23 protein-coding genes are annotated in these 22,630 nt (G+C 66.6%); 13 read left to right on the forward strand and 10 right to left on the reverse strand.

What is annotated here, in order from left to right; all coding sequences use genetic code 11:
* Positions 1-270 precede the first annotated feature (270 nt).
* From ACN6O8_RS17390 to ACN6O8_RS17400, 3 genes are all read right to left on the reverse strand, one after another.
* The gene (locus ACN6O8_RS17390; protein WP_024070675.1) at positions 271-699 is read right to left on the reverse strand and encodes an organic hydroperoxide resistance protein; all 429 of its coding nucleotides are present in this window, start codon (positions 697-699) and stop codon (positions 271-273) included.
* A 152-nt stretch (positions 700-851) separates the two neighbouring features.
* Positions 852-1,313 (reverse strand): MarR family winged helix-turn-helix transcriptional regulator, encoded by a 462-nt coding sequence (locus tag ACN6O8_RS17395; protein WP_427992260.1) that lies wholly within the window; start codon positions 1,311-1,313, stop codon positions 852-854.
* A gap of 139 nt (positions 1,314-1,452) precedes the next feature.
* Complete coding sequence (locus ACN6O8_RS17400) at positions 1,453-2,160, reverse strand: Crp/Fnr family transcriptional regulator (RefSeq protein ID WP_427992261.1); 708 nt, start codon at positions 2,158-2,160, stop codon at positions 1,453-1,455.
* A 168-nt stretch (positions 2,161-2,328) separates the two neighbouring features.
* On the opposite strand from ACN6O8_RS17400, the gene ACN6O8_RS17405 reads away from it, so the two are divergent.
* From ACN6O8_RS17405 to ACN6O8_RS17435, 7 genes are all read left to right on the forward strand, one after another.
* Positions 2,329-4,305: an AMP-dependent synthetase/ligase gene (locus tag ACN6O8_RS17405; protein ID WP_427992262.1), complete on the forward strand. Its 1,977-nt coding sequence runs from the start codon at positions 2,329-2,331 to the stop codon at positions 4,303-4,305.
* Between the two features lie 5 nt (positions 4,306-4,310).
* Positions 4,311-5,108, forward strand: coding sequence for an ABC transporter ATP-binding protein (locus tag ACN6O8_RS17410; RefSeq protein ID WP_427992263.1), 798 nt, complete (start codon positions 4,311-4,313; stop codon positions 5,106-5,108).
* Positions 5,109-5,120: 12 nt separating this feature from the next.
* On the forward strand, positions 5,121-6,050 hold the full coding sequence (locus ACN6O8_RS17415; protein WP_054497936.1) for a branched-chain amino acid ABC transporter permease: 930 nt from the start codon (positions 5,121-5,123) through the stop codon (positions 6,048-6,050).
* 24 nt (positions 6,051-6,074) lie between these two features.
* The gene (locus ACN6O8_RS17420) at positions 6,075-7,139 is read left to right on the forward strand and encodes a branched-chain amino acid ABC transporter permease (protein WP_427992264.1); all 1,065 of its coding nucleotides are present in this window, start codon (positions 6,075-6,077) and stop codon (positions 7,137-7,139) included.
* A gap of 226 nt (positions 7,140-7,365) precedes the next feature.
* Complete coding sequence (locus ACN6O8_RS17425; protein WP_080977525.1) at positions 7,366-8,706, forward strand: ABC transporter substrate-binding protein; 1,341 nt, start codon at positions 7,366-7,368, stop codon at positions 8,704-8,706.
* A 62-nt stretch (positions 8,707-8,768) separates the two neighbouring features.
* Positions 8,769-9,611: an ABC transporter ATP-binding protein gene (locus tag ACN6O8_RS17430; protein WP_427992265.1), complete on the forward strand. Its 843-nt coding sequence runs from the start codon at positions 8,769-8,771 to the stop codon at positions 9,609-9,611.
* Positions 9,612-9,693: 82 nt separating this feature from the next.
* Positions 9,694-10,962: a phenylacetate--CoA ligase family protein gene (locus ACN6O8_RS17435; RefSeq protein ID WP_427992266.1), complete on the forward strand. Its 1,269-nt coding sequence runs from the start codon at positions 9,694-9,696 to the stop codon at positions 10,960-10,962.
* Positions 10,963-11,045: 83 nt separating this feature from the next.
* Here ACN6O8_RS17435 and ACN6O8_RS17440 read toward each other — a convergent pair whose 3' ends face one another.
* Genes ACN6O8_RS17440 through ACN6O8_RS17455 form a run of 4 tightly spaced genes read right to left on the reverse strand, consistent with a single transcriptional unit; the run spans position 11,046 to position 13,500 of the window.
* The gene (locus ACN6O8_RS17440) at positions 11,046-12,284 is read right to left on the reverse strand and encodes an NAD(P)/FAD-dependent oxidoreductase (protein ID WP_427992267.1); all 1,239 of its coding nucleotides are present in this window, start codon (positions 12,282-12,284) and stop codon (positions 11,046-11,048) included.
* A 13-nt stretch (positions 12,285-12,297) separates the two neighbouring features.
* The gene (locus tag ACN6O8_RS17445) at positions 12,298-12,735 is read right to left on the reverse strand and encodes a DUF6691 family protein (RefSeq protein WP_427992268.1); all 438 of its coding nucleotides are present in this window, start codon (positions 12,733-12,735) and stop codon (positions 12,298-12,300) included.
* Between the two features lies 1 nt (position 12,736).
* Positions 12,737-13,168 (reverse strand): YeeE/YedE family protein, encoded by a 432-nt coding sequence (locus tag ACN6O8_RS17450; RefSeq protein ID WP_427992291.1) that lies wholly within the window; start codon positions 13,166-13,168, stop codon positions 12,737-12,739.
* Complete coding sequence (locus ACN6O8_RS17455; RefSeq protein WP_427992269.1) at positions 13,162-13,500, reverse strand: ArsR/SmtB family transcription factor; 339 nt, start codon at positions 13,498-13,500, stop codon at positions 13,162-13,164. The genes ACN6O8_RS17450 and ACN6O8_RS17455 overlap by 7 nt, the downstream gene beginning before the upstream one ends.
* A 125-nt stretch (positions 13,501-13,625) precedes the next feature.
* Between ACN6O8_RS17455 and ACN6O8_RS17460 the strand changes: the two genes are divergently transcribed.
* The 4 genes from ACN6O8_RS17460 (at position 13,626) to ACN6O8_RS17475 (ending at position 16,986) form a co-directional block, all read left to right on the forward strand.
* Positions 13,626-14,489: an MBL fold metallo-hydrolase gene (locus ACN6O8_RS17460; protein WP_427992270.1), complete on the forward strand. Its 864-nt coding sequence runs from the start codon at positions 13,626-13,628 to the stop codon at positions 14,487-14,489.
* A gap of 99 nt (positions 14,490-14,588) precedes the next feature.
* Positions 14,589-16,055: a polyphosphate:AMP phosphotransferase gene (pap, locus tag ACN6O8_RS17465; protein ID WP_427992271.1), complete on the forward strand. Its 1,467-nt coding sequence runs from the start codon at positions 14,589-14,591 to the stop codon at positions 16,053-16,055.
* Between the two features lie 20 nt (positions 16,056-16,075).
* Complete coding sequence (locus ACN6O8_RS17470) at positions 16,076-16,525, forward strand: N-acetyltransferase family protein (protein WP_427992272.1); 450 nt, start codon at positions 16,076-16,078, stop codon at positions 16,523-16,525.
* Positions 16,522-16,986, forward strand: a complete 465-nt coding sequence (locus tag ACN6O8_RS17475; RefSeq protein ID WP_427992273.1) for an HIT family protein — start codon at positions 16,522-16,524, stop codon at positions 16,984-16,986. Before ACN6O8_RS17470 ends, ACN6O8_RS17475 begins: the two co-directional genes overlap by 4 nt.
* 30 nt (positions 16,987-17,016) lie before the next feature.
* Here ACN6O8_RS17475 and ACN6O8_RS17480 read toward each other — a convergent pair whose 3' ends face one another.
* Positions 17,017-18,177, reverse strand: coding sequence for a glycosyltransferase (locus tag ACN6O8_RS17480; RefSeq protein ID WP_427992292.1), 1,161 nt, complete (start codon positions 18,175-18,177; stop codon positions 17,017-17,019).
* 505 nt (positions 18,178-18,682) lie between these two features.
* Between ACN6O8_RS17480 and nhaA the strand changes: the two genes are divergently transcribed.
* Positions 18,683-19,906, forward strand: coding sequence for a Na+/H+ antiporter NhaA (gene nhaA, locus ACN6O8_RS17485; protein WP_427992274.1), 1,224 nt, complete (start codon positions 18,683-18,685; stop codon positions 19,904-19,906).
* 49 nt (positions 19,907-19,955) lie between these two features.
* Complete coding sequence (locus tag ACN6O8_RS17490) at positions 19,956-20,357, forward strand: DUF488 domain-containing protein (RefSeq protein ID WP_427992275.1); 402 nt, start codon at positions 19,956-19,958, stop codon at positions 20,355-20,357.
* A gap of 66 nt (positions 20,358-20,423) precedes the next feature.
* Here ACN6O8_RS17490 and ACN6O8_RS17495 read toward each other — a convergent pair whose 3' ends face one another.
* Entirely contained in the window at positions 20,424-21,272 is an 849-nt protein-coding gene (locus ACN6O8_RS17495) for a lysozyme inhibitor LprI family protein (protein ID WP_427992276.1), read from the reverse strand.
* A 23-nt stretch (positions 21,273-21,295) separates the two neighbouring features.
* Positions 21,296-22,498 carry a hypothetical protein gene (locus tag ACN6O8_RS17500; protein WP_427992277.1) on the reverse strand — a complete coding sequence of 401 codons (1,203 nt, stop codon included), beginning with the start codon at positions 22,496-22,498 and terminating at the stop codon, positions 21,296-21,298.
* Positions 22,499-22,630: the final 132 nt, after the last annotated feature.

A 22,630-nucleotide genomic window follows, 5' to 3' on the forward strand; every position in this document is an offset into this window, starting at 1 on the left:
CTGCGTTGCTGGGACGGGTAGCGTGCTTGGCGTTTTTATGGCGCGATTGCTTATCGCCAAAGGTCTTGCGGGGCCCGCCCAAAGGCGGCCGCGCGGGCGGCCTTTTTGAGCTTACATGGTGTTTATGCGTTGGCGGATGACGCTGCGCGGCGGTAGAGAGTGGGTTTATGGGTCGCCTGCTCTTGGGAGTGGGGCGGTTAAAAAAAGGCAGGATTGCGCTTGACGCAATCCTGCCTTTGCTTTTTTTGTGCGCGCGCACGCGCGCTTTGCTTAGACGGTGATGGTCAGGGTGACGTCGATGTTGCCGCGGGTGGCGTTCGAGTAGGGGCAGACGATGTGGGCGGCGGCGACGAGCTTTTCGGCTTCGGCGCGGTCCATGCCGGGCAGCGAGATCTTCAGTTCGGCTTCGATGCCGAAACCGGTGGGGATGGGGCCGATGCCGACCGAGCCGTCGATGGTGGCGTTGGCGGGCATGGCGATCTTGTCGCGGCCGGCGACGAACTTCATGGCGCCCATGAAGCAGGCGGAGTAGCCAACGGCGAACAGTTGTTCGGGGTTGGTGCCCGCGGCGCCCGCGCCGCCCAGCTCCTTCGGGGTGGTCAGCTTGACGTTCAGGTTGCCGTCGCTGGAGACGCCGGTGCCTTCACGGCCGCCGGTGACGTGGGCGTGGGCGCGGTACAGGACTTTTTCGATCGACATGGTGCGTTCCTTTTGGATGAAGGTTGGACTACCAGGCTGGCGGGACCCTTCCCGCAGCGGCCTTTACTAATTAAATAGCACACAATTTCATCGTGCGCTATCTTTAATCGGGAATGACGGTGGCTGCCATCATCCGCCTCAAACACTGACAATCAAAGACTGCTGACCAGCTTTTCGCGCAATTCGTGCAAGGCGCGCATGATGTCCTGCACTTCGTCGAACGAGCATTGCGCCGCGGCAGCGACAGCGTGCGGCACGGCTTCGGCCCGTTCACGCAGGCTCCGCCCCTGTTTCGTCAGGGTGACGATGACCTGGCGCTCGTCCTCCTCGGCCCGCGTCCGGGTGACCAGGCCCGCCGCCTCGAGCCGCTTGAGCAGGGGCGTAAGGGTGGCCGAATCCAGGAACAGGCGTTCGCCGATGTCGGTGACGGTGATTTCGTCGCGTTCCCACAGCACCAGCATTACCAGGTACTGCGGATACGTCAGATCCAGGCCACGCAGCAGCTTGCGATACACCTTGTTCATCGCCAGGGAGGTCGAGTACAGGGCAAAGCAAAGCTGGCTGTCGAGCAGCAGCGGGTTGAACGCGCTTTTGGACTGGGATCTGTATTTCATTGCGCAATATTAAATAGCGCGCTATTTATCGTCAAGCTTTTTTACTGCCGATCGAGCACGCCCGGCGTCGTTGCCTGCGGCATGCTTGCGAAGGCGATGCCGCGGCACGGCAGGAACCGCGGCTACCCCTGGGCGGGGTTCAGGCGGCGTGCTCGCCTTCGACCGCGCCGCGATCCGAGCCGTACAACTTCAGGCCGTCCAGGTCCAGCACCCGCACGGCGCCGTATTCGACGTTCAAGAGCCCCGCCTCTTCCAGCTTGCGCAGCGCCTGGTTGGCGCGCTGGCGCGAGACCCGCGCCAGATAGCCGACCTCTTCCTGCGTAATCGTCAGGCGCATGCCCATGCCGGGGTACAGCAGCGGATTGAACAGTTCCGCCAGGCAGCGCGCCACGCGCGCGTCCGGATCCAGCAGGCGGTCGTATTCGGCCTTGCCGATGAACTGGGCGACGCGCTCGTTCAACTGGTGCAGCAGGTAGCGGTTGAAGGGGATGCTGGTATCCAGCAGCCAGTCGAAGGTGGCGGCCGGCAGGCGCGCGACGACGGAATCGCGCAGCGCCACGATGTCGTACTTGCGAACTTCGCGCTTGAGCAGCGAACCCTCGCCGATCCAGCCGCCAGCGGGCACGCCCGTCAGCGAGGCGACCTTGCCTTCGGCATTGCCCACCGAGACTTTGACCAGGCCGGCCAGCACGCCGATCCATGCCTGGGCGAGTTCGCCTTTGCGCTCTATGATCGACCCGGCGGCAACCTGCTGCACGGAAAGGTCTCGCTCGACGCGCGCTTGCTGCTCGGCGTCGAGTACGCGAAACCAGGCCGCGGCCAGTTGCAGGGAGTCGGATAGCTGCATCGGGAATACCCTAAAAGTTCCTTGAATGTCGCGATGGTGACAGTTGGTAGCAACCCAACCTTATACCTTAACTGCTGCCGTAAATCTAAAACCAACTGGTCAAGCGCGATCTCCCACGCGCCGCGTCTCGCGGCTCGGGGCCGATGTGCCCAAACCGGAGGAGACAACGTGGCACATTCATCGCCCGCATCCGCACAGATGCCGGCGGCGCTGGATACTTTTCCAGCGCTGCTGTTCGCGCATGCCGACGTACGCGGGTCGCGGCCCGCCATACGTGAGAAAGACCTGGGTATCTGGCAAACCCTTACCTGGTCGCAAGTGGCCGAGCACGTGCGCCAGGTCGCCCATGGGCTCGCCGCGCTGGGCATCCAGCCTGGCATGCACGTGGCCGTGATCGGCGAGAACCGTCCGCGCCTGTACATGGCCATGATGGCCGCGCAATCGCTCGGCGCGATCCCCGTGCCGCTCTACCAGGACGCCGTGGCCCAGGAAATGGTCTACGTGCTGCAGGACGCCGAGATCAGCGTGGCGGTGGTCGAGGATCAGGAACAGGTCGACAAGATGCTGGAAGTGCGCGAGCAATGCCCCGCGCTCAAGCATGTGGTGTATGACGACCCGCGCGGCCTGCGCCACTACACCGATGCGATGCTGCTGTCGTACGACAAGCTGGAGGAAATCGGCCGCGACTACGCCGCGCAACACCCCGATTTCTTCGCCCGCGCGGTGGCCGCGGTGCAGCCGCACGACGCGGCCGCGATGTTCTATACCTCGGGCACCACCGGAAAGCCCAAGGGCGTGGTGCTGACGCACCACGCGCTGATCGACCGCGCCCGCGCCGTGTCCGACATGGAGAAGCTGACCGACCGCGAGGACGTGCTGGCCTACCTGCCGCCGGCCTGGATCGGGCAGAACATGTTCTCGTACACGCAGTTGCTGGTCACGGGTTTCACCGTGAACCACCCGGAATCGCCCGATACCGTCTCGATCGACATGCGCGACATCGGGCCGACCTACTACTTCGCGCCGCCGCGCGTGCTGGAAGGGCTGCTGACCCATGTGATGATCCGCATGGAAGACGCCGGCTATCTCAAGCGCAAGCTGTTCCATGCCTGCATGAAGCTGGCGCGCCGCGTCGGCACCCGCATCCTGGACGGCGAATCCGTCAATGCCTGGGACCGCCTGCGCTACGCGCTGGGCAACCTGCTGATCTACGGCCCGCTGCGCAATGCGCTGGGCATGAGCCGCGTGCGCGTGGCTTATACCGCCGGCGAGGCCATCGGCCCCGACCTGTTCGTGTTCTACCGCTCCATCGGCATCAACCTCAAGCAGCTCTACGGTTCCACCGAAACCTCGGTGTTCGTCTGCGTGCAGCCGGACGGCCAGGTGCGTGACGATACCGTCGGCCCGCCCGTGGCCGGGGTGGAGATCCGCGTGGCCGACAACGGCGAGATCCTGGTCAAGAGCCCGGGCCTGTTCAAGGAGTACTACCGCAACCCGGACGCCACGCAGGAAGCGCGCAGCGCCGACGGCTGGTTCCACACGGGCGACGCGGGCTACCTGGACACCGACGGCCAGCTCAAGATCATCGACCGCGCCAAGGACGTCGGCAAGCTGGCCGACGGCAGCCTGTTCGCGCCCAAGTACCTGGAGAACAAGCTGAAGTTCTTCCCGCACATCAAGGAAGCGGTGGCCTTCGGCGCCGGCCGCCAGGACGTGTGCGCCTTCATCAACATCGACCTGGAAGCCGTGGGCAACTGGGCCGAGCGCCGCGGCCTGCCCTACGCCGGCTACACCGACCTGGCCGGCAAGGACGAGGTCTATCAGCTGATCGCCGAGTGCGTCGAACAGGTCAATGCCGACCTGGCCACCGATCCGAAGCTGTCGGCCTCGCAGATCAGCCGCTTCCTGATCCTGCACAAGGAACTGGATCCCGATGACGACGAACTGACCCGCACCCGCAAGGTGCGGCGCGCCTTCATCGCGCAGAAGTACGGCGTGCTGATCGACGCCCTGTTCGAAGGCAAGCAATCCCAGTTCATCGAGACCGAAGTGAAGTTCGAGGACGGCCGCAGCGGCAAGATCGCCGCCGACCTGAAGATCCGCCCGGTCAAGACATTCCCCGCCATCACCGCCCGAGCCGCGTAGAGACCATGAGCAACAACGACCGCGACCAGCGCATCGGCGACGTGATGCTGGACATGCAGAACATCTCGCTGTCCTTCGGCGGCGTCAAGGCGCTGACGGACATTTCCTTCAATGTGCGCGAGCACGAGATCCGAGCCATCATCGGCCCCAACGGCGCGGGCAAGAGCTCGATGCTGAACGTCATCAATGGCGTCTACACCCCGCAGCAAGGCGGCATCCAGTTTCGCGGCGAGCGCTTCTCGCGCATGAACCCGCGCCGCGCCGCCGAGATGGGTATCGCCCGCACCTTCCAGAACCTGGCCCTGTTCAAGGGCATGAGCGTGCTGGACAACATCATGACCGGCCGCAACCTGCGCATGAAGTGCGGACTGCTGGCGCAGGCCTTCCGCCTGGGCGCCGCCGAACGCGAAGAGATCGCGCACCGCCAGTTCGTCGAGAACATCATCGACTTCCTCGAAATCCAGGCGTATCGCAAGACGCCCGTGGGGCGCCTGCCCTACGGCCTGCAAAAGCGCGTCGACCTGGGCCGCGCGCTGGCCATGGAGCCGCGCCTGCTGCTGCTGGACGAGCCGATGGCCGGCATGAACATCGAGGAAAAGCAGGACATGAGCCGCTTCATCCTCGATGTGAACGACGAATTCGGCACCACCATCGTGCTAATCGAGCACGACATGGGCGTGGTCATGGACATCTCCGACCGCGTGGTGGTGCTGGACTACGGCAAGAAGATCGGCGACGGCAAGCCGGACGAGGTTCGTGCCAACGAAGATGTAATCAGAGCCTATCTGGGCGTGTCGCACTAAGGCGGACGAGACATGGGATTTTTTCTGGAAACCTTATTCGGCGGCCTGATGAGCGGCATGCTTTACGCCCTGATCGGCCTGGGCTTCGTGCTGATCTTCAAGGCATCGGGCGTGTTCAACTTCGCCCAGGGCGCCATGGTGCTGGTGGCGGCGTTGTCGATGGCGCGCTTCTCGGAGTGGATACCGCGCTGGTTCGGCTTCGAAAACATGATCCTGGCCAACGTGCTGGCGTTCATCGTCAGCGCCATCGTGATGTTCCTGCTGGCGGTGGCGATCGAGCGCTTCGTGCTGCGCCACCTGGTCAACCAGGAAGCCACCACGCTGCTCATGGCCACGCTGGGCATCAGCTATTTCCTTGACGGCCTGGGCCAGATCGCGTTCGGCAGCTCGGTCTATTCCATCAACGTCGGCATGCCGAAAGACCCGTTGATGATCCTGGACTCGGTGTTCGAAGGCGGCCTGCTCATCAACCTCGAAGACCTGACCGCCGCCGTCATCGCCGCGCTGCTGGTGGCCGCGCTGGCGCTGTTCTTTCAGTTCACCTCCACCGGCCGCGCCCTGCGCGCCGTGGCGGACGACCACCAGGCGGCGCAGTCCATCGGCATTCCGCTGAACCGCATCTGGGTCATCGTCTGGAGCGTCGCCGGCCTGGTGGCGCTGGTTGCCGGCATCATCTGGGGCTCGAAGTTCGGCGTGCAGTTCACGCTTTCGACCGCGGCGCTGCGGGCGCTGCCGGTGGTGATCCTGGGCGGCCTGACCTCGGTGCCGGGCGCCATCCTGGGCGGCCTGATCATCGGCGTGGGCGAAAAACTGTCCGAGGTCTACCTGGGGTCGCTGGTGGGCGGCGGCATCGAAATCTGGTTCGCCTATGTGCTGGCGCTGGTGTTCCTGCTGTTCCGTCCGCAAGGGCTGTTCGGCGAGAAGATCATCGACCGCGTCTGACCGCAGGCACTCTGGGATAAAAACATGTTCTATCGCGAAAACGGCCAATTCAAGACCAGCTATCGCGCCGACCAGCAGATCTTCCCGATCCGCCAGGACCGCGTCTTCATCTGGCTGCTGCTGGCGGTGGCGTTCATCGCCATCCCGGCGCTGTCCAGCGACTACCTGCTGCGCGCCATCCTGATCCCGTTCCTGATCCTGTCGCTGGCCGCCGTCGGCCTGAATATCCTGGTGGGCTACTGCGGCCAGATCTCGCTGGGCACCGGCGCCTTCATGGCGGTGGGCGCATATGCCGCCTGGAACTTCGGCGTGCGCTTTCCGGGCATGCCGCTGATCATCCAGATCCTGCTGGGCGGGTGCTTCGCCACCCTCGTCGGCGTCATCTTCGGCATTCCCAGCCTGCGCATCCGCGGCCTGTATCTGGCGGTGGCCACGCTGGCGGCGCAGTTCTTCGTCGACTGGGCGTTCCTGCGCATCCCGTTCTTTACCAACTACTCGTCGTCCGGCAACGTCTCGGTGCCGCCGCTGACCGCCTTCGGCCTGCCGGTGCAGAGCGCGCTGGAAAAGTATCTGTTCGTGCTGATTCTGGTGGTGATCTTCAGCCTGCTGGCCAAGAACCTGGTGCGCGGCGCCATCGGCCGCCAGTGGATGGCGATCCGCGACATGGACGTGGCGGCCTCGGTCATCGGCATCCGCCCGATGTACGCCAAGCTCACCGCGTTCGCGGTCAGCTCGTTCATCGTCGGCGTGGCCGGCGCGCTGTGGGGCTACATCCACCTGGGTTCGTGGGAGCCGCTGGCCTTCGACCTGACCCGATCGTTCCAGTTGCTGTTCATGGTCATCATCGGCGGCCTCGGCTCCATCATCGGCAGCTTCTTCGGCGCGGCCTTCATCGTGCTGGTGCCGGTGGCGCTGACCAACGTGCCGCACATGCTGGGCCTGTCGTTGTCGGTGGACACCGCCGCGCACGTCGAGCACATGGTGTTCGGCGCGCTGATCGTGTTCTTCCTGATCGCCGAGCCGCACGGGCTGGCGCGGTTGTGGAGCATCGGCAAGGAGAAACTTCGCATCTGGCCCTTCCCCCACTGATGATAAGGCCCACCCCCGAAGCGCCTGCGGCGCCTCCCCCTCAAGGGGGCGCCGCTGGCGACCGGCAAAGCCGGATCCGCCGCGGCCTGGAAGGGTTGGCTCCCGTTGTGATCAACGTCGGCAGTAGCGGTATGCGCGCCACGACCGACATCCTGAATACCCGGCTCCAGACCGGGCCAACCCCGGTGTCCGAGGGTTTATGACCCAAACACCACGCAGGAGGTAAATGGAGATGAAGCGTCTTAACCTGAAGTTGGCGGCAGCCTTGGTGGCCGCAGCCGGCGCCGTGGGCGCCGTGGCCACGCCGGCAATGGCGGCGGAAGAGCAGTTCGTTCCGTTGCTGGTGTACCGGACCGGGTCGTTCGCGCCGCTGGGCATTCCCTGGGCCGACGGCAAGCTCGACTACCTGAAGCTGGTCAACGAGCGCGACGGCGGCGTCAACGGCGTCAAGATCACCTATGAGGAATGCGAAACCGCCTATGCCACCGACCGCGGCGTGGAATGCTACGAGCGCCTGAAGGGCAAGGGCACCGGCGCCTCGGGCTTCGACACGCAATCGACCGGCATCACCTTCGCGGTCAGCGACAAGGCCATGGTCGACAAGGTGCCGGTCGAGACGATGGGCTACGGCCTGTCGCAATCGGTCGACGGCAGCGTGTTCGAGTGGAACTTCCCGCTGCTGGGCACCTACTGGACCGCCGCCGACGTGATGATCCAGGACATCGCCAAGAAAGAAGGCGGCATGGACAAGCTCAAGGGCAAGAAGATCGCCTTGGTCTACCACGACTCGCCCTACGGCAAGGAACCGATTCCGCTGCTGCAGAAGCGCGCCGCCAAGGAAGGCTTCGAGCTGCTGCTGTATCCGGTGACCGCCCCCGGCGTGGAACAGAAGTCCACCTGGCTGCAGATCCGCCAGGCCCGTCCGGCCTACGTGCTGCTGTGGAGCGCGGGCATCATGACGCCCACCGCCATCCGCGAAGCGCAGGCCAGCGGCTACCCGCGCGACAAGATGTACGCGATCTGGTGGGCCGGCTCGGAAGGCGACGTGAAAGACCTGGGCGATGTCGCCAAGGGCTACAACGCCATCACCATTCACAACAGCGGCGCCGACCACGACAAGGTCTATGACGACCTGAAGAAGTACGTCTACGACAAGGGTCAGGGTTCGGACAAAACGGGCAAGACCACGCTCGGCACCATCGCCCACACCCGCGGCATGATGATCTCGATGCTGCAGGTCGAAGCGATCCGCACGGCGCAGGAGAAGTTCGGCAAGGGCAAGGCGCTCACGCCCGACCAGGTGCGCTGGGGCTTCGAGAACCTGAACCTGACGCAGGAACGCCTGAACCAGCTCGGTTTTGGCCAGATCATGCGTCCGGTCAAGACTTCCTGCAGCAACCACAAGGGTGACGACTGGGCCCGCATCGTGCAGTGGGACGGCGCCAAGTTCAAGGTCGTCTCGGACTGGTACCAGGCCGACAAGACCCTGCTGGACCCGATGGTCAAGGAAGCCGCGGCGAAGTACGCCAAGGAAAAGAACATCACGCCCCGCACTTGCGAGAACTGATGTGAACCGGCGGCCGGCGCCCCCAACGGGGCGGCGGCCGCCACCAAGCCGCAGGAACCGCCATGACCGCAGCAACGACTACCGCTACTACCGCCGACACCCCCAAGGTGCTGCTCGATGTGAACGGCATCGAGGTGATCTACAACCACGTCATCCTGGTGCTCAAGGGCGTGTCCCTGCAGGTGCCGGAAGGCCGGATCGTGGCCCTGCTGGGCGCCAACGGCGCCGGCAAGACCACCACGTTGCGCGCCATCTCGAACCTGCTCAAGGGCGAGCGCGGCGACGTCACCAAGGGCCACATCCAGTACCGCGACCAGCGCATCGAGAAGCTGTCGCCGGCCGAGCTGGTCAAGCGCGGCGTGGTGCAGGTGATGGAGGGCCGCCATTGCTTCGCCCACCTGACGATCGAGGAAAACCTGCTGACCGGCGCCTACACCCGCGACCTCAGCCGGGGCGAAACCAGCGCCGCGCTCGAACGCGTCTACCAGTATTTCCCGCGCCTGAAGCAGCGCCGCGCCAGCCAGGCCGGCTACACCTCGGGCGGGGAACAACAGATGACCGCCATCGGCCGCGCGCTGATGGCCAACCCCAACATGATCCTGCTGGACGAACCGTCCATGGGACTGGCGCCGCAGATCGTCGAGGAGATCTTCGAAATCGTGCGCGACCTGAACCAGCGCGAGCGCGTCAGCTTCCTGCTGGCCGAGCAGAACACCAACATCGCGCTGCGCTACGCCGACTACGGCTACATCCTGGAGAACGGCCGCGTGATGATGGACGGCGCCGCGCAGGACCTGGCCCAGAACGAGGACGTCAAAGAGTTCTACCTGGGCATTTCCAGCGGCGAACGCAAGAGTTTCCGCGACAACAAGTTCTACCGCCGCCGCAAACGCTGGCTGGCCTGATCCCTGATGCGGCGACGCCGGCGCGGTCCGGCCCGCCGCCGGCAACGACACCGCAGTACGGCACACGAGAGGGTGCGATCCCATGTCCGAGTTTTTCGATGTCCTGGAAACCCGAGCGCCCGAGCAACGCGAGCGCGAGCTGATGGCGGCCCTGCCCGGCGCCATCGCCCGCGCCATCGCCCGCGCGCCGGCAATTGCCGAGCAGTTGCGCGGCATCGACCCCGCCACGGTCACCTCGCGCGCCGCGCTGGCGCGGCTGCCGGTGCTGCGCAAGCACGAACTGCTGGAACGCCAGCAGCACAGCCGCGAGCAGGCCGCGCAACCCGCCGGCGCGCAGAAGGCCTTCGGCGGCTTCTCGGCCATCGGCTGGGGCCAAGCCATGCGCGTGTTCGCCTCGCCCGGCCCGATCTATGAACCCGAGAGCGCGCGCGCCGACTACTGGCGCTTTGCCCGCGCGCTGTACGCGGCGGGCTTTCGCGCTGGCGAACTGGCCTACAACTGCTTTTCCTACCACTTCACGCCGGCCGGCTCGATGATGGAAACCGCCGCGCACGCCGTCGGCTGCACCGTGTTCCCTGGCGGCACCGGCCAGACCGAACAGCAGGTACGCGCCATCCAGGATCTGGCGCCCAGCGGCTACACCGGCACGCCCAGTTTCCTGAAGATCATCCTGGAAAAGGCCGACGAGCTCGGCGTCAAACTGGATTCACTGCGCCGCGCCCTGGTATCCGGCGAGGCCTTTCCGCCGTCGCTGCGCGACTGGCTGGCGGCGCGCGGCATCGAGGGCTACCAGGCCTACGGCAGCGCCGACCTGGGCATGATCGCGTTCGAGACGCCCGCGCGCCAGGGCCTGGTGCTGGGCGAGGACATCATCGTCGAAATCGTGCGCCCCGGCACCGGCGAACCGGTGCCCGACGGCGAAGTGGGCGAAGTCGTGGTCACCACGCTCAATCCCGACTACCCGCTGGTGCGCTTCGGCACCGGCGACCTGTCGGCGGTCATGCCCGGCATCTCGCCCTGCGGCCGCACCAACACCCGCATCAAGGGCTGGATGGGTCGCGCCGACCAGACCACCAAGGTGCGCGGCATGTTCGTGCATCCCTCGCAGGTGGCCGACGTGGTGCGCCGCCATCCCGAAATCCTGCGGGCGCGTCTGGTGATCAGCGGCACCACGGGGTCGGACAAAATGGTGTTGCGGGTGGAATCGCGCGTGCGCGGCGAAGACCTGGGCGCGCGCATCGCCGAATCGGTGCGCGACGTGACCAAGCTGCGCGGCGACGTCGAATGGGCCGAGGCCGGTTCCCTGCCGAACGACGGCAAGGTCATCGACGACATCCGCACCTACGAATAGCAAGGATAAGAAGAAGAAAGGCGCGCGCCCGGGACCGGCAAAGCCCGGGCGCGACACCGCCTCATCCGCGGCAACGGCGAAGGTCAGTTACCCAGCGGACGGGCCAGCCATTCGCGGCCCTTGAGCATGCCGTTCCAGTAGATCCACGGCAGCATCGTCGCCTTCAGGAACCATGCGCTCTTGCGCGGCACGGTCGGATCCAGCGGGAACGTGGGCAGCAGCTTGCCGCCATAGCCGAACTCGGCCAGCACGATGCGGCCGCGCTCGACCGTCAGCGGGCAGGAGCCATAGCCGTCGTACGTGACCGGCAACGCATGGCCCTCGCGCACCGCCAGCAGGTTCTCGGCCACGGTGACGATCTGCTTGCGCGCCGCCGCCGCGGTCTTGGCATTGGGGGTGCTGATGCCATCACCCAGCCCGAAGATATTCCCATAGCGCACATGGCGCAGCGTGGCCGGATCGACCTCGCACCAGCCGGCCGCGTCGGCCAGCGCGCTCTGGCGCAGGAAGTCGTGCGGCACCTGCGGCGGCACCGCGTGCAGCATGTCGAACGACTTTTCCACCCGGGTGACCGCGCCCTCGGCATCCTTGACGTCGAACCAGGCCTTGCGCGCCGGCCCGTCCACCGCCACCAGCGCCGAATTGAAGGCCAGCGAAATACCGTAGCTTTCGACATAGCGCATCAACGGCGGCACGAAGGTCGGCACGCCGAACAGCACCGCGCCGGCCAGGTCGAACTCCACCTCGATACGATCCAGCACGCCGCCGCGGCGCCAGTGGTCGCACGCCAGGTACATGGCCTTCTGCGGCGCGCCGGCGCACTTGATCGGCATCGCGGGCTGGGTGAACAACGCCTTGCCCCCCTTGAGTCCGCGCACCAGTTCCCAAGTGTAGGGCGCCAGGTCGAAGCGGTAGTTGGAGCTGACGCCGTTGCGGCCCAGGGTATCGGACAGCCCTTCCACTTTGTCCCAGGCCAGCCGCAAGCCCGGGCACACGATCAGCTGCTGGTAGCCGACCGCGCTGCCGTCAGCCAGCCGGACCTGGTTGGCCTCGGGCTCGAAACCGGCCGCGGCGCCCTGCAACCAGGCGGCGCGCGCCGGCATCACCGCGCGCGTCGGCCGCACGGTCTTGGCCACGTCGAACGCGCCCCCGCCCACCAGCGTCCAGGCCGGCTGGTAGTAGTGCTGATCGCTCGGCTCGATGACCGCGATCCGCAGATCCGGTCGACGCCGCAACAGGCTGGCGGTCACGCCGATGCCCGCCGAACCGCCGCCCACCACCACCACGTCGAAATCACGTCGCGCCTGTGCTGCCGTCTGCATGCTTGTCTCCCTTCTAGCGACCAGTCCGGGGCGGCCGGTTCGTCATAAATTGGATCACCGAGTACAGCGCCATGCCGGCCGCCATGGCCGCCACGAAGACCAGGGCCTCGCGCACGCCAGCGGCCGCCGCCACCAGCGCCGGCCCCGGACAGAAACCCGCCAGCCCCCAGCCCGCGCCGAACGCCAGGCTGCCCAACGCCAGCCGCGGATCGATGCGCGTGGCCGTGGGCCATTGCAGCGGTTCGCCGGACAGGCTGACGCGGCGGCGGCGCAGCCAGGCAAAACCCGCGGCCGTCACGGCCAGCGCGCCGCCCATCACCAAGGCCAGCGACGGATCCCAGCGTCCGGCCAGATCCAGGAACCCCTGCACCTTGGCGGGGTTGGCCATGCCGGAGACAATCAATCCCAGCCCGAATACCAGTCCCGCGAGAAATGCGAACAAGGCCACCATGTCAGGCTCCGATCATGTGCCGCACGACATATACGGTGGCAAAGCCGGCCGCCATGAACAGCGCGGTCGCCACCAGGGAACGGCGCGACCCGCGCGCCAGGCCGCAAACGCCATGGCCGCTGGTACACCCCGAGGCGTAGCGGGTGCCAATCCCCACCAGGAGGCCGGCCGCGATCAGGCGGCCATTGCCGGCGTCCACCACGATCGGCGGCAGCGCGCTACCCAATTGATACAGCCAGGGTGAGGCGCACAGCCCCACAAGGAACGCCAGGCGCCAGGCGGCATTGCGATCGGGCGGCAACAGGCCGCCGAGGATGCCGCTGATGCCGGCGATGCGGCCCGCGCCCAGCATCATCAGGACGGCGGCGACACCGATGACCGCGCCGCCGGCCAGCGCGCTCCAGGGCGTGAATGCAGTGGTGTCGATCATGATGCCAGCGCCGCCAGGGTCCGGCCACAGTACAGGCTGGACAGGGTCTTCATGACCTGGCTGACCTCGAAGCTGGCCAGCTGGTAGTACACGTACTTGCCCTGCCGGCGGGTGGTGGCCAGGCCCTCGTCACGCAGCACGCCCAGTTGTTGCGACAGGGTCGGCTGGCGGATGCCGGTCAGGGACTCGAGTTCACCGACATTGCGCTCGCCTTGCACCAGTTGGCACAACAGGAGCAGGCGGTCTTCGTTGGCCAGCGCCTTGAGCAAGGTGCAGGCCTGCGAGGCGGATGCGCGCAGCGCGGCGACTTCGCATGGGGTAAGGGGAGCATTCATTTGATGGGGGCCAATCGACGGCAAGGAGTTTGATCATTATATTGACTAATAAACTATCCAACAATATTATTGAAAAATATATATTGTTCCATCGACCCCGCCGTTCTCCGGCCGAGGCGACCACCATGACGCCACAGATCCAAGCCTTTTTCGACCCGGTCACCGCCACCGTTACCTACGTCGTGCACGAACCCGCCCCCGGCGGCGCCTGTGCCATCATCGATCCGGTGCTGGACTACGATCCCAAATCGGGCCGCACCGCCACTCAAGGCGCCGACCGCGTCGTCGCCTATGTGCGCGAGCACGGCCTGCGCCCCCAGTGGCTGCTGGAAACCCACGCCCACGCCGACCACCTTTCCGCCGCGCCCTACCTGCAACGGCAACTGGGCGGAACCATCGCCATCGGCGAAAGCATCCGCACCGTGCAGGGCGTGTTCAAGAAGATCTTCAACCTCGAGCCGCAATTCCAGCTCGACGGCTCCCAGTTCGGCCACCTGTTTGCCGACGGCGAAACATTCCACATCGGCGCCCTCGCCGCCAGCGCCATGCATGTCCCCGGCCACACCCCCGCCGACATGGCCTATCGCATCGGCGACGCGGTGTTCGTCGGCGACACCCTCTTCATGCCCGATGTGGGTACCGCGCGCTGCGACTTTCCCGGCGGCGACGCGCATCAGCTCTATCGTTCCATCCAGCGCCTGCTGAGCCTGCCCGGCGACACCCGCCTGTACATGTGCCACGACTATCCCCCCGCCGGCCGCGAGGCAGCCTGGCAGACCACCGTGGCCGCGCAGCGCGCCGGCAACATCCACGTGCGCGACGGCATCAGCGAAGACGACTTCGTCGCCATGCGCACCCGGCGCGACGCCACCCTGTCCATGCCCACGCTGATCCTGCCCGCCATCCAGGTCAACATCCGCGCGGGTCATTTCCCGCCGGCCGAAGACAACGGCGTGCGCTACCTCAAGATCCCGGTCAACGCCCTCTAGGCCGGCGCCTGCCACGGCCCGCTCGGCAACGCACTTGCGCGGCGCCGGGATATCCCGCAAGATCGGCCGGTCATCCGATTGCCGATCAGACGGAAACCCATGTTCGCCGAAGCCGAAGCCGACCCAGTCCTGCCCAAGGAAGCCTTCAAGCCGCTCGAGGCACGCCTGCGCGTGGCGCTGCTGAATGCGCAGTACCAGCGCCTGCGGAAGGCCGAGAAATCCCTGTTGGTGGTGGTGGCCGGCATTGACGGCGCCGGCAAGGGCGCCACGGTCAACCTGCTCAACGAATGGATGGACCCGCGCCATATCCGGACGCTGGCCTACGGCCCGCCGGAAGGCGATGAACTGGAACGGCCACCGATGTGGCGCTACTGGAAGGACCTGCCGCCCAAGGGCAGCACCGGCATCGTCTTCGGTTCCTGGTACACGCCGCTGATCCGCGAAGCCGCCCGCAAGAAACCCAACCAGGACAGCATCGAAGCGCAGTCGGTGGCCATCCGCCGCTTCGAGGCGATGCTGGCGGCCGAGGGCGTGCAGATCCTCAAGCTCTGGTTCCACCTGTCGTCCGACGCCCAACGGGCGCGGGCCGAGCGCCTGCTGGCCAGCCCCGAGACGTCGTGGCAGGTCAGCCCGATCGATCTCAAGGTACACAAAAAATACGATCGCATCCGCAACAGCGGCCAGGTGGTCATCAACCACACCGACAGCGGCCACGCGCCCTGGGTGGTGATTCCCAGCGCCGACGAAAACATGCGCGCCGCGCGCACCGCCGAGGCGGTCCTGGCCGCCCTGCGCCAGCAGACCGTGCCGCGCATCCCGCCGTCGTTCGTGGCCCACACCAGCCCGGCCCGCATCCTCGACCGGCTCGGCCAGCTGGATTACGACGCCAAGCTGGATCGCGACGACTACGAATCCGAACTCGGTCTGCTGCAAGGCCGGCTGGCGCGCGCGGCGCGCTCGAAGAAATTCCAGGAACGCTCGCTGGTGCTGGTGTTCGAGGGCCAGGACGCCGCCGGCAAAGGCGGCGCCATCCGCCGCATCACCCACGCCCTGGACGCGCGCCAGTTCGACATCACGCCGGTGGCCGCGCCCAACAGTTATGAACTGTCGCGACCCTATCTTTGGCGCTTCTGGCGCCATGTGCCGCGGCGCGGCCGCATCGCCATCTTTGATCGATCCTGGTACGGCCGGGTGCTGGTCGAACGGATCGAGAAAATCACCCCGCCGTCGCAATGGCGCCGCGCCTACGCCGAAATCAATGATTTCGAAGCGCAACTGGCCGGCAACGGCGCGCTGGTACTGAAATTCTGGCTGGCGATCACCGCGGACGTACAGCTCGAACGCTTCAAGGACCGCGAGAAATCACCGTTCAAGAACTTCAAGATCACCCCCGACGACTGGCGCAACCGCGACAAGTGGAAGGAATACGCCGCCGCCACCAATGAGATGCTGGCGCGCACCGACGTGCAGCACGCGCCGTGGCATCTGGTGTCGGCCAACGACAAGCGCTACGCTCGCCCGCAAGTGCTGCGGCACATCGTCGAAACCCTGGAAAATCAACTCTGACCCGCAGGAGGCCCCGAGCCATGAGCTCCGCCGAAATCCGCCCCGCCGTCGCCGCCGATTTTGATGTCTGGCTGCCGCTCTGGAAGGGCTACCAGGACTTTTATCGCGTCGACATCGCCGATGCCGTCACCCGCAACACCTGGGCCCGTTTCCTCGACCCGGCCGAACCGATGCACGCGGCACTGGCCTATGACAGCGGCAAGGCGGTCGGCATGGTGCACTGGATCTTCCACCGCTCGACCTGGACGGCCGGCGACTACTGCTACCTGCAGGATCTGTACGTGGAGCCCGGCACCCGCGGCACCGGCGCGGGCCGCAAGCTGATCGAACACGTCTACGCCCAGGCCGCGGCCGCCAACTGCGCCCGCGTCTACTGGCTGACCCACGAGACCAACGCCGCCGCCATGCAACTGTACGACCGCATCGCCGACCGCTCCGGCTTCGTCCAATACCGCAAGGTGCTGCCGTGAGCGCGCGCGATCCGGACTGTCCGCTGTGCCAAACCGACGGCGGCACGCTGCTGTGGCGCGGTCCGCACCTGCGCCTGATCGAGGTCGACGACCCCGACTACCCGGGCTTCACCCGGGTGGTGTGGAACGCCCATCTGGCCGAGATGACCAGCCTGTCGACCCATGGCCGCGACCTGCTGATGCGGGCCGTGTATGTGGTCGAGGAAACGCAGCAGGCGATCCTGGCGCCCGACAAGATCAACCTGGCCTCGTTGGGCAACATGGTGCCGCACCTGCACTGGCACGTCATCCCGCGCTGGCGCGGCGACCGCCATTTCCCCGACCCGATCTGGGCGGCCCCGCGTATCGCCGCGGGTGCCGAGTCCGCCGACTGGCACGCGCGCCAGGCACGCCTGCGCGCGTTGCTGCCGCGTTACCGCGACCGGCTGGTCGAGGCCATGAACGCGCTACTGTGGCACTGAGACAGCGGCAGGAAACGCGCCGGCCCGGCGTCACCGCCCGCCGCCGGCCCGCCAGCCGCGGGTGGCCAGCCAGCGCAGATAGACATACTCGACCTGGCTGGCCGTGACGGCGGGGCTGAAACGGCCGCTCTCGACATAAGCGCGGCCCATCCGGCCCATGGCGAGCCGGCGCGGCGCATCGCTGAGCAGCTCATCGAGCGCCCGCGCCAACGGCACCACCTCGCCCGGCGGCACCAACAGGCCCGAGACACCGGGCAACAGGGTCTCCGGCACCCCGCCCACATCGCCGCCGATCACCGGCAGCCCCAGCGCCGCGGCCTCGATGAACACCGTACCCAGCGCTTCGCTGCGGGTCGGCAGCGCGAAAACATCGAATGCCCGCATGACATCGCCGACATCGTCACGCCGGCCCAGGAAATGAACCCGGCCGGCCAGGTTCAGCGCCACGGCGCGCTCCCGCAACAACGACAACAGCGGTTCGCCGTCGCCCGCCACCACCAGGTGCGCCCGCGAGTGGCGGGCGCTGATGCGCTTGAAGGCGTCCAGCAAGTCCGCCAGGCCCTTATCGGCACGCATCGCCGCGACGCAGCCAATCACGGGCGTGTCGGCCGCCAGGCCAAGCTCGCGCCGGACGCGGCTGCCGTCGTCCGCGCTCAGCGGTTCGACCGGTGAATGAATCATGGCGATCCGGTCCGGCGAAGCGCCGCCGTCGAGCAACTGGCGCCGCACGAAATCGCTGACGGCGATCACGCCGTGCGCCAGCCACGTATAGGCATAAAGCGAATGGATCGGCTTGGCCAGGTGACGGGTCCGCACGATCAACGGCGTACCCGCCAGGCGCGCCGCAATGGCTCCCAGCACGGTGTCGCGCCGGCTGTGGGTATGAACGACGTCGAAGGGCGTGCGGCGCAGTTGCCGGCGAATCGTGGCGATCGCGCTCCAGAAATTGGCCGTGCCGTCCATCGGCATCGTGTGCACGCGAAAGCCGGCCTGTTGCAGACGCACGCCCAATTCCGCCCGTGGCTGGCAGACGGCTTCCAGATGATGGCCCCGCTCGCGCATGGCCAGCATTTCCTTGTAGATGCAGTATTCCTGTCCGCCGAATGACGTCGCCGCCTCGGTATGCAGGATGCGCAGCCGCGGCCTGGCGCCATCGGGCGCGGCGCCGGGCGCACCATCGGGCCCGGGCATGGCTCCCCCTTCCTGCCAGGTGGCTCGCTGCCAGGCCAGGTACGCCCCCAGGTAGGCGCAATCGTCGGACGACAGGGGCGGAGCGCCATCGCGCGGATCCTCGCCGGCAACCAGCCTGCCGCCCAGCCAGACACGGATGGCCCCGACAACGGACAGGCCGAACCGCGCCCCCTGGGCTGCCCAGTCCCGCACTTGGTTGCTAGGTTGCAAATGGGCCAACCGATAGGCCGGCCCCGGCGTCGCCATGGCCTCCAGCCGCACCTCCACCATCCGGCCAGGGCCGTCCGCTTGCGGGTGGTACGTCAAGACATAAAGCGGCGACAAGGCGTGATCTCCAGCGGTACTGAATGACTGATTCGGAATGGGAAGCCGGGAATCGGCTTGCGCACCGAACAGAGTCAAATCCTATAGAAATCAACGCCTTTTATGCGTAAGACTGGTCTGAATTCAGGTAATATTCAATATCCAGGTTTTATGCTGCATCGCAACAATCAAGGAGCGAATATTGACCCTGCAGGCCCCGCACCCGTCCCGGCCCACCTCTTTCCTGCAGGCGTTTCTTCGCTCGGAAGCGCTGGGCGGCTACGTCCTGATGCTGGCCGCCGTGGTCGCCCTGATCATCGCCAACAGCCCCCTCGCGCCCCGCTATTTCGAGGTGCTCGGCGCCAAGTTGGGGTTCCAGGCCGGGTCTGTGGTGCTCAAGGAATCCGTGCTGCACTGGATCAACGACGGCCTGATGGCGGTGTTCTTCCTGCTGGTCGGCCTGGAGATCAAACGCGAGGTGCTGGACGGCCAATTGCGGGGCGCGGCCCGCATCGTGCTGCCGGGCATCGCCGCCCTCGGCGGCATGGCGCTACCGGCCCTGATCTACGTGCTGATCAACCTGGGTAGCCCCGATACGCTGCGGGGCTGGGCGATTCCGGCCGCCACCGACATCGCCTTCGCGCTCGGCATCCTGGCGCTGCTGGGCAGCCGCGTACCGACCTCGCTGAAGGTATTCCTGACCGCGCTGGCGATCCTGGACGACCTCGGCGCCATTGTCATCATCGCGCTGTTCTACACGTCCCAACTGAATCTGTTCGCGCTCGCCATGGCCGGCGCGCTGCTGGCCTGCCTGGTCTGCCTGAACCGGGCCGGCGTGCTGCGCCTGGCGCCCTATCTGCTGATCGGCGTGGTGCTCTGGTATTTCGTGCTGAAGTCTGGCGTGCACGCCACCCTGGCCGGTGTCGCGCTGGCGCTGACCATTCCGCTGCGTCCGCAGAACCAGGGCCAGGCCGGCGCGCACTCGCCGCTGCACGCGCTGGAGCACGCGCTGCACAAGCCCGTGGCCTTGCTGATCGTGCCGCTGTTCGGCTTCGCCAACGCCGGGGTGTCGTTCGCCGGCATGGGCCTGTCGAGCCTGGCGCAACCCGTGCCGCTGGGCGTGGCGCTGGGTCTGTTCCTGGGCAAGCAACTGGGCGTGTTCGGGTTTGCCTGGCTGGCCATCAAGTCGGGAGTCGCCAGCCTGCCGCGCCACGCCAGTTTCACGCAGTTGTACGGCGTGGCGTTGCTGTGCGGCATCGGCTTCACCATGAGCCTGTTCATCGGCGCGCTGGCCTTCACCGATCCGGCCGCGGTCGATGCCACCAAGATCGGGGTCCTGACCGGCTCGCTGGCCTCGGCGGTCGTGGGGTTCCTGCTGCTGCGCGCCGGCGGCGCCGCCGTGCCCGCGGCCAAGGCGGCCGCCTAGGACGGTACTTGGCCGGGGTAGACTGGTGGCATCCGTGACAGGAGCCGCCATGAAGCCGTCCGCCATTTCCGTGCAACGCGTCTATGAAGGCATCGGGCCCGATGGGCACTACCGGGCCCTGGTGGACCGCCTCTGGCCGCGCGGCCTGCGCCGCGCCGACCTGGAACTGGACGAATGGGCCAAGGATCTCGCCCCCAGCGCCGAACTGCGCAAGTGGTTCTGCCACGTCGACGACCGCTGGGACACGTTCCGCGAAAAATACCTGGCCGAACTGGCTGAACCCGACCAGCAGGCCCGCATGGCCGCCCTGCTCGAAGCCGCCGGCGAACGGCCGCTGACCCTGCTGTACGGCGCCCGCGATACCGAGCACAACCAGGCGGTGGTATTGCGCGACGCGCTACAGGACTGCGCCCGGCGCCACCGCAGGCGCTCGTCGCGAGCCGCGGGCTAGGCCCGCCAACATTCCGCAGCGCCGCGCAGCGGCCTGGGCGGATCGCCCCGCGCGCGGGGCGGCGCGCTAGCGGCCCGGCGAGGTCGGAAGGGACAGCGGGAAGTTGCTGTCCGTCAGGCAAGCCTTGATCCAGTCGTAATCGTCGCTGTCGTCGACCTCGCCATCGACCTGGGGCAAGGGCTTGGACGGATAAGTCGCCGCGCGCACCTTCGGCCCGGTATTCCAGCGCGCATCATCGGCAATGCTACCCGGGCAGTTTTCGTCGTTGCCGTTGTACGAGCAAGACGCCACCGGCACCGGTTTGTTGTCCATTACCTTCGCCACGTAGCGCTGGACGTAGACCGAGCCGGTGGCCCAGTATTCGTCCGTGCTGCAGACGCGGTCATGGTTCTGGTAGTGGCGCGTCGCAAAGCAGGCGTAATACTTGTAGTCCGGCGGCAGCACGTCGCAGGAAGCGTCATAGCCCGAATACGGGCCGCCGGTGAACTGCTTGCGGAACTCGCGCTGATCCAACGCCACGCGGATCATCCGGGGCAGGTTGTCGCCCTTGCTGCGTTCCTTGAACTCGCTGGCGCGGGCGCGGATCAGATCGGCCGCGACCGCGGCCGGCGTCTTGTCGCCGGGCAACGATTCGGGATCGGACGCCAGGCCTTCCAGCCGCAGATCGCGCGCCGCCACCCAGCGCCGCTGGCTGTCCACCAGCATCGTCCGGATCTCCGCGTCCGGCGCCTGCTTGAGCAAGGCGGCGTAGGCCCGGTTCAACTCGGCGTCGGCGGCCACCGCCGCGCGATCCGAACAGATCAGCTTCTCGGCCGGGTTGCCGGCCTTCTGGCAATTGATCGCCGACGCGGATGCCGATACGACGCTGATCCCGACCAGACCCAGCAGTTGGGCCGCGCGCTTGCCGAAACTCATTGTGCTGCTCCCGGGCCGCCGCCTCAGCGGCTGACGACCTCGCTGTCTTCCATGACGATGCGGTAGCGGTTGCGCAGGTCAAGAACGTAAGTGAAATTGGACGTGCCGGTCGCGGTCTTGCCGCGTTCCGGACTCGACACCTTGAAATCGTAGAGGCCCTTGACCATGCACATCTGGTCCTGGCACTTGGCCCTGAGCGAATTCTGATCGACCACGAAACGCCGCACCGGCCAGCGCGCGAAATAGGCCTTCTTGTCCGCCAGGATCTCCGACTTCGGGCGCGACTTCTTGAAGTAGTCGACCGTATCCGCGTAGAACTCGCGGGTGAAATTCATTGCTTCGTCATTGGTGCCGCTGCCCGCCTGGATCATCAGGGTGGCGGCGTTGATGGCGCGCTGCTCGTCGGACAGCGGCGCCGGCGCGGGATCCTTGGTCATGTAGGGATTGGCCACCGGCGGCGGGCCCGACGGCGCCGACGCGGCATCGGGCGCGGCCGGCTTGCGCGGCGGCAGACGGGTGTCGTCGGCGGGCCCCTGGGCCTGCGGCGCGGGCGCGGCGGCCGGCGTGGGCGCCGGCGCCGGACGCTGCCCGCCCTGCTGCGGCTCGTTGGCGGCCGTCTTCACATTGCCGGTGCGATTGATGCCGTACTTGATGATCTCCTGCGGCGAGAAGAAATACATCTCCTTGGACGGCGTGCTGAACATGATGCCCAACACGTCGGCAGACACGCCATACTTGGGCAGGGTGGTGACGATATCCGACACGCCGAACTGCGCCTGTTCGCCCGTCATCTCCGGCGCGGTGATCTGGTGCACGCCGAGCCGGCCTTCGGCCAGGCGCTGGCGGCCGGCGAAGAACACGAACGCGCACGCCGAGGCACAGTAGCTGTCCTTGGGGATGTACGTGTTGAGTCCGCGCTCGTAGACCTCCTCGGCCACCACCAGCCCGATATGCACCAGGCCGCCGCCGTTGTTCTGCAGGATCAGGGTGGAGATGGTCGGATGCTCACGCAACGCCTTCTTCATGTGCAGCAGGTCGTTGGCGCTGACCGCGCCGACGTAGATCAGCAGGTTCGGCTCGCTGGGCAGGTAGAAGAACGGGCCATAGCGCTCGGGCTCTTCCTTTTGCTGCGCGGGCGCCTGGGCCTGGGCGGGCGCCATGGACAGGCCCGTCAGCGTGAGTGCCAGGCCCATGGCCAGGGTCGTCAGTTTTCTTTTCAGCATCATCAGTCCTTGTCCTCGGAACACATGCCACGGGCCGGATCGCCTCCGGTTCGCGCCGTCATCCCCGCGTTGGGCGGCGCGGCCCGCCCCCTCGAATCCGGGATTTTATCCATCTCGCCGGCCATCACCAGTTTC

The organism is Achromobacter sp., assembly GCF_050285565.1.
GTDB lineage: Bacteria > Pseudomonadota > Gammaproteobacteria > Burkholderiales > Burkholderiaceae_B > Achromobacter.

Bases quoted from the DNA above. Each gene is read 5' to 3' on its own strand.
- pap (WP_427992271.1), top strand. From the start codon at position 14,589: ATGTTCGCCGAAGCCGAAGCCGACCCAGTCCTGCCCAAGGAAGCCTTC.
- ACN6O8_RS17500 (WP_427992277.1), bottom strand. From the start codon at position 22,498: ATGATGCTGAAAAGAAAACTGACGACCCTGGCCATGGGCCTGGCACTC.
- ACN6O8_RS17440 (WP_427992267.1), bottom strand. From the start codon at position 12,284: ATGCAGACGGCAGCACAGGCGCGACGTGATTTCGACGTGGTGGTGGTG.
- ACN6O8_RS17460 (WP_427992270.1), top strand. From the start codon at position 13,626: ATGACGCCACAGATCCAAGCCTTTTTCGACCCGGTCACCGCCACCGTT.
- ACN6O8_RS17445 (WP_427992268.1), bottom strand. From the start codon at position 12,735: ATGGTGGCCTTGTTCGCATTTCTCGCGGGACTGGTATTCGGGCTGGGA.
- ACN6O8_RS17390 (WP_024070675.1), bottom strand. From the start codon at position 699: ATGTCGATCGAAAAAGTCCTGTACCGCGCCCACGCCCACGTCACCGGC.
- ACN6O8_RS17420 (WP_427992264.1), top strand. From the start codon at position 6,075: ATGTTCTATCGCGAAAACGGCCAATTCAAGACCAGCTATCGCGCCGAC.
- ACN6O8_RS17455 (WP_427992269.1), bottom strand. From the start codon at position 13,500: ATGAATGCTCCCCTTACCCCATGCGAAGTCGCCGCGCTGCGCGCATCC.
- ACN6O8_RS17400 (WP_427992261.1), bottom strand. From the start codon at position 2,160: ATGCAGCTATCCGACTCCCTGCAACTGGCCGCGGCCTGGTTTCGCGTA.
- ACN6O8_RS17395 (WP_427992260.1), bottom strand. From the start codon at position 1,313: ATGAAATACAGATCCCAGTCCAAAAGCGCGTTCAACCCGCTGCTGCTC.
- ACN6O8_RS17495 (WP_427992276.1), bottom strand. From the start codon at position 21,272: ATGAGTTTCGGCAAGCGCGCGGCCCAACTGCTGGGTCTGGTCGGGATC.
- ACN6O8_RS17425 (WP_080977525.1), top strand. From the start codon at position 7,366: ATGGAGATGAAGCGTCTTAACCTGAAGTTGGCGGCAGCCTTGGTGGCC.
- ACN6O8_RS17480 (WP_427992292.1), bottom strand. From the start codon at position 18,177: ATGCCCGGGCCCGATGGTGCGCCCGGCGCCGCGCCCGATGGCGCCAGG.
- ACN6O8_RS17490 (WP_427992275.1), top strand. From the start codon at position 19,956: ATGAAGCCGTCCGCCATTTCCGTGCAACGCGTCTATGAAGGCATCGGG.
- ACN6O8_RS17410 (WP_427992263.1), top strand. From the start codon at position 4,311: ATGAGCAACAACGACCGCGACCAGCGCATCGGCGACGTGATGCTGGAC.
- ACN6O8_RS17430 (WP_427992265.1), top strand. From the start codon at position 8,769: ATGACCGCAGCAACGACTACCGCTACTACCGCCGACACCCCCAAGGTG.
- ACN6O8_RS17415 (WP_054497936.1), top strand. From the start codon at position 5,121: ATGGGATTTTTTCTGGAAACCTTATTCGGCGGCCTGATGAGCGGCATG.
- ACN6O8_RS17435 (WP_427992266.1), top strand. From the start codon at position 9,694: ATGTCCGAGTTTTTCGATGTCCTGGAAACCCGAGCGCCCGAGCAACGC.
- ACN6O8_RS17470 (WP_427992272.1), top strand. From the start codon at position 16,076: ATGAGCTCCGCCGAAATCCGCCCCGCCGTCGCCGCCGATTTTGATGTC.